At 71.1% G+C, this 12,101-nt stretch carries 10 protein-coding genes; 3 read left to right on the forward strand and 7 right to left on the reverse strand.

Annotated features, from left to right (window positions below):
• Positions 1–5 precede the first annotated feature (5 nt).
• Both C503_RS0130565 and C503_RS0130570 read right to left on the reverse strand, forming a co-directional pair.
• On the reverse strand, positions 6–1,064 hold the full coding sequence (locus C503_RS0130565) for a sensor histidine kinase (protein ID WP_018686040.1): 1,059 nt from the start codon (positions 1,062–1,064) through the stop codon (positions 6–8).
• The gene (locus C503_RS0130570) at positions 1,061–1,723 is read right to left on the reverse strand and encodes a response regulator transcription factor (protein ID WP_018686041.1); all 663 of its coding nucleotides are present in this window, start codon (positions 1,721–1,723) and stop codon (positions 1,061–1,063) included. Before C503_RS0130570 ends, C503_RS0130565 begins: the two co-directional genes overlap by 4 nt.
• A 112-nt stretch (positions 1,724–1,835) precedes the next feature.
• Here C503_RS0130570 and C503_RS41435 point away from each other — a divergent pair, with 112 nt between their 5' ends.
• Together C503_RS41435 and C503_RS0130580 are read left to right on the forward strand one after the other, a co-directional pair.
• Positions 1,836–2,969: a glycosyltransferase 87 family protein gene (locus C503_RS41435; protein WP_018686042.1), complete on the forward strand. Its 1,134-nt coding sequence runs from the start codon at positions 1,836–1,838 to the stop codon at positions 2,967–2,969.
• 299 nt (positions 2,970–3,268) lie between these two features.
• On the forward strand, positions 3,269–4,066 hold the full coding sequence (locus tag C503_RS0130580) for a class I SAM-dependent methyltransferase (protein WP_018686043.1): 798 nt from the start codon (positions 3,269–3,271) through the stop codon (positions 4,064–4,066).
• A 1-nt stretch (position 4,067) separates the two neighbouring features.
• On the opposite strand, the gene C503_RS0130585 is transcribed toward C503_RS0130580, so the two are convergent.
• The 5 genes from C503_RS0130585 to C503_RS0130605 all read right to left on the reverse strand — a co-directional run bounded on the left by C503_RS0130585 (position 4,068) and on the right by C503_RS0130605 (position 10,432).
• Complete coding sequence (locus tag C503_RS0130585; RefSeq protein WP_018686044.1) at positions 4,068–4,517, reverse strand: nuclear transport factor 2 family protein; 450 nt, start codon at positions 4,515–4,517, stop codon at positions 4,068–4,070.
• A gap of 252 nt (positions 4,518–4,769) precedes the next feature.
• Entirely contained in the window at positions 4,770–5,993 is a 1,224-nt protein-coding gene (gene serS / locus C503_RS0130590; RefSeq protein WP_018686045.1) for a serine--tRNA ligase, read from the reverse strand.
• Between the two features lie 322 nt (positions 5,994–6,315).
• On the reverse strand, positions 6,316–6,567 hold the full coding sequence (locus C503_RS47015) for a phosphopantetheine-binding protein (protein ID WP_018686046.1): 252 nt from the start codon (positions 6,565–6,567) through the stop codon (positions 6,316–6,318).
• Between the two features lie 26 nt (positions 6,568–6,593).
• Positions 6,594–8,951, reverse strand: a complete 2,358-nt coding sequence (locus C503_RS45105) for an acyl-CoA dehydrogenase family protein (protein WP_018686047.1) — start codon at positions 8,949–8,951, stop codon at positions 6,594–6,596.
• On the reverse strand, positions 8,948–10,432 hold the full coding sequence (locus tag C503_RS0130605; protein ID WP_063710857.1) for a class I adenylate-forming enzyme family protein: 1,485 nt from the start codon (positions 10,430–10,432) through the stop codon (positions 8,948–8,950). The genes C503_RS45105 and C503_RS0130605 overlap by 4 nt, the downstream gene beginning before the upstream one ends.
• A gap of 187 nt (positions 10,433–10,619) precedes the next feature.
• On the opposite strand from C503_RS0130605, the gene C503_RS0130610 reads away from it, so the two are divergent.
• The gene (locus C503_RS0130610; protein ID WP_084477398.1) at positions 10,620–12,080 is read left to right on the forward strand and encodes an AMP-binding protein; all 1,461 of its coding nucleotides are present in this window, start codon (positions 10,620–10,622) and stop codon (positions 12,078–12,080) included.
• Positions 12,081–12,101: the final 21 nt, after the last annotated feature.

Consider the following 12,101-nt stretch of genomic DNA (forward strand, 5'->3'; position numbering starts at 1 on the left):
GAGCCTCAACCGCCCGCACGTGGAGCGGACGGCAATGTCACGTCCACCCACAGACCACCCTGCTCGCCAGGCCGCGCCGACACCGTCCCATGGTGGGCCGCCACGATCGAGCGCACGATCGACAACCCCAACCCGGCCCCGTCACGCTGCCGCGTCCGCTCGGCCGTCAACCGCCGGAACGGTTCGAACAGCGACGACACCTCGTTGGCGGGCACGACCTGCCCGGTGTTGCGCACCGACAGCATCTCCCCGACCACGATCTCCACCCGTCCACCAGGCTCGTTGTACTTGATCGCGTTGTGCACCAGGTTGCCGACCAACCGCTCCAACAGCACCGGATCACCCGAGACCGTCCGCGGCGTCACGCTCCGACGCAGCTCCACCCCGTGCTCCGCCGCCGACTTCTCGTACCCGCCGACCACCTCCGTGACCAGCTGGTCCAGCCGCACCGGGACCGTGCTCGGCAGGCCCCGGTCGCTCTCGGCCAGTACCAGCAGTCCCTCGATCAGCCGTTCGTTGCGCTCGTTGACCAGCAGCAGCTGCGCGCCCAGCCGGTCGATCTCCGGGTCGCCGCGGCCGGTGACCATGGCGACCTCGATCAGGGTGCGCTGCACGGCCAGCGGGGTGCGCAGCTCGTGCGAGGCGTTGGAGGCGAACCGGCGCTGGCTCTCGAAGCTCACCACCATCCGGTCCAGCATCTCGTCCACGGCGTCGGCCAGCGCGCGCAGGTCGTCGCGCCTGCCGCCGCGTCGGATGCGTTGGCCCAGGTTGTGCGGGCCGAGGCCGCGCACGACCCCGGCCATCGCGCGCAGCGGTGTCAGCGCGCGGTTCGCGGTCCACCAGGCCAGGTAGCCCGCCGAGAGCGGCAGCAGGACCATGGCGGCGACCCACACGGCCGTGTCGAAGGTGTCGTAGGGGACGCAGTTGGTGTAGTTGCACCCGCTGAGCAGCGAGGTCAGGCCGTCGCGGAACTTCCCCCAGGTCGCCCGGCCGATCACCACCCCGACCACGAGCATCAGGCCGTGCGTGAGCCACACCCGGCCGCGCAGCGACGGCGGCCTCACGGTCCGAACCGGTAGCCCGCCCCGGGCACGGTGTGGATCACCGGCGGCTCGCCCAGCTTGCGGCGCAGCGTCATGACCGTCACCCGTACCGTGTTGGTGAACGGGTCCACGTTCTCGTCCCATGCCTTCTCCAGCAGCTCCTCGGCGCTGACCACGATGCCCGCCTCGGCCCGCATCAGCACCCGGAGCACAGCGAACTCCTTGGGCGAGAGCGCCAACGGCCGCCCGTCCCTGGCCGCGTACCGCTTCGCCGGGTCCAGCTGCACCCCGGCCCGGTCCAGCACCGGCGGCACCGCCCGGTGCGCCCGCCTGCCCAGCGCCTCCACCCGCGCGACCAGCTCGGCGAACGCGAACGGCTTGGTGAGGTAGTCGTCGGCGCCCAAGCCGAGACCGTCCACCCGCTCGCGGATGCTCGCCGCGGCGGTGAGCATCAGCACCCTGGTCTCGCCGCCGTCGGCCACCAGGCGCCTGCACACCTCGTCGCCGGGCACCCGGGGCAGGTCACGGTCCAGGACCACGACGTCGTACCGGTTCACCGCGACCCGCTCCAGGGCCGCGTCGCCGTCGTAGCAGACGTCCACGGCCATGTGCAGGTGTCGGAGACCGGCGGCGATGGCGTCCGCCAGCAGCTCCTCGTCCTCGACCACCAGCACCCGCATGCGTCCCCTTCCTCGGGCACGGTTATACTGCGGTGTTTACGCCAACCGGGTTAAAAAGGGGATAAAGGCCGTTCTTATGCGCCGCGAACCGACGTTCAAGTATACATAGCCCATGCGAGTCCTCGCCGTTTCGGCCGCACTGCTCACGGGCGTCTGGATATTCTTCGTCGCCAAGCAGTACCACCTCGACCTGGACGTGTACCGCATCGGCGTGAATGTCTGGTTATCCGGTGGTGACATGTACGGGACACTGCCCGCCACCGACGCGGGAATCGTGCTCCCGTTCATCTACCCGCCTTTCTCGGCGATCGCGATGGTGCCTCTGACGGTGATCCCGTTCGGGCTGGCCAGCACGATTCTTGCGGTGCTCACCGTCGGCCTGACCGGCGTCACTCTTGCCGTGCTGCTCTCCTCGGTGAACCTGCCGGTGCAGTGGCTGATGCTGCTGCCTGTCGCACTGTTCCTGGAGCCGTTCCGCGAGACGATGTCCTATGGCCAGATCAACGTGATCCTGATGGCGTTGGTCGTGGTGGACTGCCTGGTCCGCAAACCGCGCTGGCCGCGGGGCGCACTGGTCGGCATCGCTGCCGCGCTGAAATTGACACCGGCCGCGTTCGTGCTGTTCTTCCTGCTGCGCCGGGACTGGAAGTCGCTCAGCACGGCGGGGATCTCGTTCGTGGTCACCACCGGCCTGGGTTTCGCCCTGGCCTGGGACCGCTCGGTGGACTTCTGGACCAACGCGGTGTTCACCACCGACCAGAAGGTCGGCGTCGGCTACATCTCCAACCAGTCGATCATGGGCCTGCTCACCCGCGCCGACGCCAAGTGGCTGTACCCGATCCTGGCGCTGGTGGTCGTCGTGCTCGCGGTCCTGGCCATGCGCCGCACGCTGCACCTGCCGACCACGGCCTTCGCCCTCAACGCGCTGGCCATGCTGCTGGTGTCACCGATCTCCTGGTCGCACCACTGGGTCTGGTGCCTGCCGGTGATCGTCGCGTTCGCCGTGCAGGGCTTCCCGGTGATGGCGTTCCTCGGCGCGGCGGTGTTCATGGTGGCGCCGCACTGGCTGTCGGTACCCGTGCTGGTCGACGCCTACTTCGGGTATGCGGTGCTCGCCCTGGCGGTGCCGCTGATCAAGAAACGGGTCGAGGCGCCGGAGCTGACGATGGCCGGGGTCCCGGATGTCCGGGGTGGCCTCCGCTCGCTCTTCCGACCGGCGGAACCGGCGCTCAACTCCGGCGGCTGACCGCCGGGTCTTCCGTTCGTGACAAGTTCTCGACTGGCAAGGCGGTTCTCGCCACGGCCGCTGACGTTATGTCAGGGCCGGGCGAGTACCTCCGAGCCCGCGCCCGAGTGGGCGCATGGTCACTAGTGGTGCGACCCAGAACGTCGACCATGTCTCGACCCGCCCACGACGCGCCTGACGGCACCGCCGGAAACGACCAAGTACATCCAGTACGAGGCCGTCCCGGCGGCACCGCCAGCCACGCCGTGGACCCGCCGATACACGGCCGACGTTCTGAGTCGCACCACTAGAGTGGGCGCATGGTCACTACGTCGGAACCGCACCAGCACCGCCGCCTGGCCGAGTCGTTCGGCGTCGATCCCGCGCGCTACGACCGGACCCGCGCGGCCTACCCCCAGGCAGTGATCGACCGCATCGTGTCCACCGCCCCCGGCCCGGACTTCCTGGACGTCGGCTGCGGCACCGGCATCGAGGCCCGCCAGTTCACCGCCGCGGGCCGCGTCGTACTCGGCGTCGAGCCCGACCCCCGGATGGCCGAGTTCGCCCGGGGGACCGGCGTCGAGGTCGAGGTCGGGACCTTCGAGACCTGGGAGCCCGCAGGCCGCGCCTTCGACGCGGTCGTGTGCGGCACCGCCTGGCACTGGATCGACCCCGTCGCGGGCGCAGCCAAGGCCGCCCGGGTCCTGCGCCCCGGCGGCGTGCTGGCCCCGTTCGGCCACGTCTACGAGCTGCCGCCCGCCGTGGCCGCCGCTCTGGCCGCGGCCTACGACCGGGCGGTCCCCGACTCGCCGATGCGGTTCGCCCCCGGCTCCGGCACCTCGATCCTCGACGCCTACCAGGGGCTTTACCGCAAGGCCGCGGACGGTATCCGCGCGGCGGGCGGCTTCGCCGAACCGACCCTTTGGCGCCACGACTGGGCCCGCGCCTACACCCGCGACGAGCTGCTGGACCTGGTGCCCACCTCCGGCGGCCTCACCACCCTGCCGCCGGACAAGCTCGCCGAGGTGCTGACCGCAGTGGCCGCGGCGATCGACGAGCTGGGCGGGGTGATCACCCTGCCCTACGCGACCTGGGGCCTCACCGCCGTCAGGGAATGACTCACGGCTGCGGCAGCTGGCCACCGAGCCACACGATGTGGTACCGCTGCTCCCGGAACCGCCACCCGTCGGCCGTGCGCACGACCTCGCCCTCGTAGTACCCGCCGGACACGAACGGCACGTCGAACGGCGTCCCGCCCAGCGGCAGGTGCGTCTGGATCGCGTTCCATCGGACGTTGGCCCGATCCCCGTCCACGTCGACGAGGTAGTTGCTCCCGGCGTGCTGGGTCGCCCCGAACCGGCTCATCCCGTCGGCCAGCGCCGCGACAATCTCGGACAGACCTCGGTGTTCTCCGATGGGAAAGGCGACGTGGGCGTCCTCGGTGAAGACCGTGCGCCCCCAGGCCAGGTCCAGTCCGCGCTCGTCGAGGGCCCGGAAGAAGCGGTCGATGAGCGTGGTGATCTCGACCCGGTCGGTCAATGCCCGGAGCTGATCGGTGGAAGTCGTCATATCGCCATGGTGCAATCTCGACCATGGTGGAGGTCAACGAGTCCTGATCAACCCGGTGACATGAGTGGATCCGTTGAGCTGTCCGAAATGGACGACGCGGCGCGCGGGAGCCCGGCGCAGACCGAGACTGCTCAGCGCCGGATCGAGGGCCTCTCGCTCGGGCGGGCGTGCGGCGGCCGCGTCGGGACGGCCACGACCGCGACGGTGGAACCGCGCGGCCGTGGCCGGACTGGCTTTCCGGCGCCCAGGTCCTCAGGCGCCCAGGGTTTCGCGGCCGCCGAGGTACGGGCGGAGCGCCTCCGGGACGTGGATCGAACCGTCCGGGCGGACGTGGTTCTCCAGCATGGCCAGCGCCGCCCGGTCGGTGATGCCGGTGGACGAGATGGTGTGCGGGTGCACCATCTTGCCGTCGCGCCGGAACCGGATCTTGAAGCGGCGGGCCTGGTAGTCGATCAGGTTGCTGTTCGAGTGCGTCTCGCGGTAGTCGCCGAAGGACGGGAACCAGGTCTCGGTGTCGTACTTCTTGTACGCGGGCGCGCCCAGGTCGCCCATGCACACCCGCACCACCCGGTGCGGCAGTTCGAGGCCGGTGAGGATGTCCTCCACATTGCGCTGACACTCGTCGAGCCAGTGCTCCGAGTCCTCCGGCTTGCAGATCACGATCTGCTCGACCTTGTGGAACTGGTGCACCCGGTAGCCACCCCGATTGTGCCGACCGGCACTGCCCGCCTCGGTGCGGAAGCACGGGCTGAACGAGGTCAGCTGGATCGGCAGCTCGTCCAGGTCGATGACCATGTCGCCGTAGTAGCCGATCAGCGTCTGCTCCGAGGTGCCGATCAGCGACAGGTCGGTGTTCTGCACCCGGTACAGCTCTTCCTCGAAGAACGGCAGGTAGCCGGTGCCGAAGAAGGTGCGGTCACGGGCCATCAACGGCGTCAGCATGGGCACGAAGCCGCGCTTGCCGAGCAGGTCCTGGGTGTAGGAGAAGATCGCCCAGGCCAGCCGGGCACCGTCGCCGCGCCAGTAGTAGAAGCCCGAGCCCGCGACCTCCGCGCCGCGAACCATGTCGAAGATCCGCAACCGCTCGCCGATCTTGTCGTGCGCCCGCTCCTCGTCGACGGGAGTCTGCTCGCCCGCCCGCCGCAGCTCGACGTTGCCGCCGTCGTCATCACCCAGCGGGGTGTCCTCGGCAACCAGATTGGGCACCCGCACCCACAGCGCGTCACGCTCCTGTTCGAGCGCGCGCGCCTGCTCGGTGGTCTCCTTAAGCTCTTCCTTGACCGCGACCGCCACATCCCGAGGCGTGTCCTTGCCGAACTGCTTCTGCTGGTGCCGCAGCCCCTCCGCGTGCGTGGTCAACCGCCGCAACTCGGAGTCCACCCAGATCAACCGCTCGACGTCGAGGTCAGATCCCCTGGCCTGGCAGGTCTGCCTGACCAGGTCGGGATTCGTCCGCACAAGCGCGATGTCGATCATCGTTGGCCTTCCGGGTAACGTGCGTAGGCCAATGATCCTATCGGTAGCCCCGGCCACCTCGCGGTCGGGACCGAGCCGCCCCGGCCGGTCGAATGCCGTGGTCCACCCGTCCGAGTATGCCCCGAGCGGCTCGCGGCCGCCCCTGTGTGCTGTGCCTGCCGTCACACCGTTTCGGCTGGCCGGACACCGGCTCCCGACGGCGGCCGGTGTCCATCGTGGTGCGTGCGCCTTTCGGTGACCCCTACCGGCAGCCGGAAGCGGCCGCCGAAGTCCACTTGGAACTCACCGTCGAGCTGGTCCCCACCGGCGCGTCGGGCAGGCCTCAGCATCGTCGGGCGGTGCCGATGCCGTTCCAGAGCGACTGCGGGGTGGCCAGCAGGTCGTGGCCGAGCATGTCGTCCGGGAAGCTCACTCGGTAGCGGTCCTCCAGGGCGAACAGCACCTGGATCGACTTGAGCGAATCCATCCCCAGGGTCGCGAGGTCCGCGTCCGGGCGCAGCGGCTGGTCCGCGGGCAGGCCGGTGAGCGCGGTGCGCAGGATGCGGTCGAAGTCGGCGTCCCAGTCGTGCGGCACGGTCGGTTCCCTTTCGTCGGATCGGCTCAGGCGAGGGTGATGGCGCGGTCGGCGAGGGTCAGTACCCCGTTGGCGCGCAGGAGCCAGTCGTTCGAGCAGTTCATCGCGGCCGACCGGAGGTCGCGCAGGTTGCGTTCGAGCGGCAGGGACGAGCCCCGCTGGTAGCCCTGACCGAGCCCGGCCAGCTGGACGCACCGGTCGACCGCCCGGTAGGTGAGCTCCGCGGCCGTCACCTTGAGGCAGGTCAGGTGTGCCTGCAGGGCGCCGCCCGCCGGGTCGTCGCCACGGGCGCGGCACAGCTCCACCTCGTCGACCACGCGGCTGAGGTAGCCGCTCACCAGTTCCAGGTCGTGCCGGATGACGGCCACCCGCTCGTGGACCAGGTGCGACGACAGGTCCGCGCCCGCGGGACGCCCGGGGGAGCGGAACAGGCCGACGACGTCGCGAAGCGCTTGGTGCGCGGTGCCCAGCCAGCACGCGGCCCACCCGATCATGCCGATCGGCGTGAACGAGGCCACCGCCACGTCCCGGAACCGGCCCGGGACGCCCACCACCTGGTCCGCCGGGACCCGGGCGGTCAGCCGCAACGGCGCGCTGGCGGTCGCCCGCATGCCCAGTGGGTCCCAGCCGCCGGTCGCGGCCACGGTGGCCTGGGCGCGTGCGATATACACCAACGAGACGGAGGTCTCCGGGGCGTCGTCCGCCGACCGCATGGTCACCAGGTAGCCGTCGGCGTGCGCGCCGCCGGTCACCACGGGCGCGTCCCGCTCGACGACCAGCTCCTCGCCGTTGCGGCGCAGCGGGGCGTGCGCGGTGAACAGGTCCCCGCCGGTCGAGCGCTCCGAGGTGATCGAGGCCAGGTACACCTCGCCCGCCGCGACGCGCGGGAGCACGCGGTCGCGCAGGGCCGCCGAACCGAACCGCACCAACGCGTCCACCTGCTGGCAGTGCATGGCGAACGCCATGGCGGTGGATGTGCACGCACCGGCCAGGACGCGCACGACGTCCGCCAGCCGGGCAGGTCCGAGGCCGAGGCCGCCGTACGCGCGCGGCACGAGTAGACCCATGAGCCCGCCGCTTCTCAGCGCCGCGAGGCTCTCCAGCGGGAACTCGGCCTTCTCGTCCGTCGGGCCCGCGCAGGCGCGCAGCACCGGGACGACCTTCTCGGCGGCGGCGACCGGGTCCGGGGACCGCACGACGTGCCGGGTCATCTCCTGCCGGGTGGCCGAGACGACCGTGTCGCCGCGGACCACGATCTCCGCGGGCAGTGCCCGCCCGAGAAACCCGACCAGGCTCGCGGACAGACCGTAGGCGCCGGTGTTCGGCACCGCCAGCACGTCGCCGGGCGCGGGCAGGGGCATGCGGACATCGCGGGCGAGCACGTCGGCGGGTGTGCACAGTGGACCTATCAGGGTCACCTGGGCCTCCGGGCCACCGCCGGTCACCACCTCGGCCCGGATCCGCGGCGGCAGCATCCGCCGCAGGCCGGTGAGACCGCCGAGGTGGTTGATCCCCGAGTCCAGCACCACATGCGTGCCCGCGCGCGCCTCCCGCACATCGAGCACGGTGGTCACCAGGGTGCCGCACGAACCGACCAGGTAGCGGCCGGACTCGAAGGCCAGCCGCGTCCTGGCCGGGAGGGCGAACGCGGCGATGGCGGCGGCGAGACCCGGGTACGCGGGCCGTGCTCCCGGCGTGGCGTACGGGGTCGCGAACCCGCCGCCGAGGTCGAGCAGGTCCAGGGGCAGGCCGTGGTCGGCGTGCAGTCGCGCGGCGGTCGTGAGGTTGGCGCGGAACTCCGTGATCAGGGCTTCCTCGCCGCGCGCGTTGCTGGCGGTGAACAGGTGCAGGCCGACCAGCGTGACATCGGGCTCGGCGAGCGCGGCGGGCGCCCATTCGTCCGCTCGGTCCGCGTCGAGGCCGAACGCGGCGGCGCCCCCCATGCGGATGCCCGCGTCCCCGTCGGAGGTACCCGGGTCGATCCGCAGCAGGCAACGCGGAACCACGTGCGCGGCGCGGCCCGCCTCGGCGACGCGGCGCAGCTCGACGAGCGACTCGGCGGAGAACAGGACCACTCCCGCGGCGAGCGCGTCGGCGATCTCCGCCGCCGTCTTGCCCGGACCGGTGAACAGGCATGCTTCCGGCGTGAACCCGGCGGCCAGCGCCGCGGCGAGCTCGCCACCGGAGCTGATCTCGGCCCGGCAGCCCAGGCGGGCGAGTTCCGTCAGCACAGCGGGGTTGGCGTTGGCTTTCAGCGAGTAGAACAACAGCGCGGACCCCGGCAGGTGCTCGCGCAGGTCGGTGACGGCGTCGGTGACCTCGGCCAGGTCGTAGACGTAGAGCGGGCTCCCGTGCTCGGTGACCGCCGCGGCGAGTCCGGTCACGGTGCCACCGAGGCCGTCACGGCGGCCCGGTCGACCTTGCCGGTGGCCGTCTGCGGGAACGCCGCCATGACCACGACGACGTCCGGTCTGCGGTCCGGATCGAGCAGCCTAGCCAGGCCGGACATGACCTCCTCCGGCCGCACCGCCCCGGCGACCACCAGGACCAGCCGGTCGTCCTCGGTTGGCGGGACCGCGATCGCCGCGCGCACGCCCGGGAGCTCCTCGGCCGCCGCCTCGATCTCGGCGATGCTCATTCGCGTCCCCTTGTGCTTGAAGATCCCGTCGCGCCTGCCGGTGAAGTGCAAGGTCCCGTCCGCGTCGGCAAACCCGTAGTCGCCGGTGCGTAACGACCGTGCGCCCGAGGCGTCCACGGTGAACCGTTCGGCCGTGGCTCCGGCGTCGCCGAAGTAGCCCGCCATGACGTGCGGGCCGGATACCACGATCTGCCCGATCACTCCCGGCGGCAGCGGTTCGCCCGCGTCGTCGACGATCCGGACCCGGGTGCCGGGCAGCGGTCTGCCGACCGACCCCGGACGGGCCAGGTCTTCGTCGGGATCGGCGATGCTGACGCGCTTGCACTCGGTCAACCCGTACATGGCGACGACGGCTGCCCGCGGGAACGCGGTCCGCAGCCGCCGGGCCGTGCGCGGGACCAGTGCCGCGCCGGTGTTGGTGATCAGACGCACCACGGTGTCGGCAGGTCTGCGCTCGGCGATCTCGGCGATCAGGCCCGCGAGTGTGGGGACGACGGGGAGGACGGTGGCCCGGCTGGTGGCGATCTCGCGCAGGAGGGCGGCCGGGGTGGCGGTCGACAGCCACACCGCCGCGCCTGCGGCGCAGCCGAGCAGCAGTTGGTAGAGGCCGTAGTCGAACGAAAGCGGGAGTCGGACGAAGATCCGGTCCCCGGGTCGGTACCGCAGACGGTCGCCGATGGCCGTTGTGGCGAACAGGACACCGGCATGCGGGCAGAGCACGCCCTTGGGCGCCGATGTGCTTCCGGACGTGTACAGGAGCAGGGCATCGCCGTTCCGGTCGGCGCCTGCTGCTGAATTGACCGGATCGGTCGCCGTCGCCACCAGCAGATCCCGTTCGGACAGTGACGGAGCCGGAACCGGGGACTCGGCTGTGATCACGAGGGCCGGGCGGGCGTCGGCGAGGATCACGCGTAGTCGCTCGGGGGGAAGGGACGGGCTCAGCGGGACGAACACGGCTCCTGCCCGTGAACAGGCATAGAGCAGCATGGCAGTGGTGACACTGTTCGGTAGCGTCGCGGCGACCCGGTCCCCCGGCATGATTCCGTTATCACTCAACAACTCCGCGCATCGGAGGCTACGCAGGCGCAGCTCCGCATACGTCCACTTCTCCTTGGCGTCGCATACGGCCGACGACGACGGCCATCTCGCCGCCGCGGTGTCCAGTAGCTCATGCACGAAGCGCGGAGTGGTCACCGCGGGCGCGGTGGAGATGGTCGATTTTGCCATGGTCGCGTCCCCACTCTGAACCCTGGCCGCAGCCTAGCCAACCGACCACTCGTCCGGCTGTCACCAGAATCGGTTACAGGCCAAGGTCATCCATAGTCGGCCCGGATGTCCTTGGACCAAGTAGGTTCGACGCGGGGACCGGGTACGCGGTCTTCGAGCGGTATCCGTTTCTGCGAGGTCGGCCATCGTGACTGCATCCCGTGAAGGGCTCCTGCACGCGCCATTCCTGGGCGTGCTGGATGATGGCGCGCCCGCGATCCGCGATGGCGATGTCGTTTGGACTTACGGCAGGCTGCATGAGACGGCGCTGCACTGGGCGGGTCGCGTCGCGGACACCGTGTCGGGTCCGCCGCGCGCGGTCGCGGTGCTCGCCCGGCACCGGCGCGTCGCGTACGCGGCTCTGCTCGCCGCCCTCTACACGGGCGCGTCCGTCGTCCCGATCAGTCCGTCGGTCCCGGCGGCGACGCGGGACGCGATGCTGCACGCTGCCCGGGTCGACGCGATGATCACCGACACGGCGGTGTCGGGCCACTCCGTGGTGCGAGTGCACCCTGACGACCGCGGTCGGGGACTGGCCGAGCCGTTCGCCGTGCGCCCGGATTCCACCGCCTACATCCTGTTCACCTCCGGCAGCACCGGGGTCCCCAAGGGAGTCCCGGTCGCGCATTCCGCGGCCGCGCACTACTTCGACCACGTCGCCCGCCGTTACGACTTCGGCCACGGGGACGTGTTCTCCCAGACTTTCGACATCGGCTTCGACCTGGCCCTGTTCGACCTGTTCGCGGCCTGGGGCGCGGGTGCGACAGTGGTCGCCGTGCCGCCGCAGGCGTTGCGCGACATCGCCGGGTTCGTCACCCGCGCCGGGATCACGGTCTGGTTCTCCACACCCAGTGCCATCCCGTTGGCGGCGCGGACCGGCGGACTGCGCCCGATGCCTTCCCTCCGGTGGAGCCTGTTCTGCGGTGAACCCCTGCCGGTCGACGACGCCGAGCGCTGGCAGCGGTGCGCACCGGGTTCGCGGCTGGAGAACCTGTACGGGCCTACCGAGCTGACGATCTCGTGCACGGCCCACCGGTACACGCGCGCCGACATCGAATCCCCCCAGGGGATAGTGCCGATCGGCGACCTGCACGACGGGCTGTCCGGGCTCGTGGTCGACACCGACGGGCACGTGGCCGCGGAGGGCGAGCTCTGTGTCGCGGGCCCGCAGACCTTCGGGGGCTACCTCGACCCGCGTGACGACGCCGGGCGCTTCCTGGACGCGGACGGTCGCCGCTGGTACCGCACCGGTGACGTCGTCCGCAGCAGGGCCGACGGCTTCGTCTTCCTCGGCCGCGTCGACCGGCAGGTGCAGATCCGCGGCGCCCGCGTCGAACCCGGCGAGATCGAACACCGCCTGCGCGCCGCGCCCGGTGTCGATGCCGTAGCGGTGGTCGCCCCACTCGGCGCCGCTGGTCGCGTCCTGGTCGCCTTTTACAGCGGGAAGGAGCGCCCCGCGGCCGAACTGCGGAACTTCGTGGCCGCCCGCCTACCGCCCGCGTCCACTCCCGACCACTACGTGCACGTTCCGGACCTGCCGCGCACCAGCCGCGGCAAACTCGACCGTCCAGCGCTGCTGGCGCGAGCGGGAAGTCTCGTCGCGGCGTGAGCTGGGTGGTCCATCCGAAGG

It is taken from the genome of Actinokineospora enzanensis DSM 44649 (genome assembly GCF_000374445.1).
Taxonomy (GTDB): domain Bacteria; phylum Actinomycetota; class Actinomycetes; order Mycobacteriales; family Pseudonocardiaceae; genus Actinokineospora; species Actinokineospora enzanensis.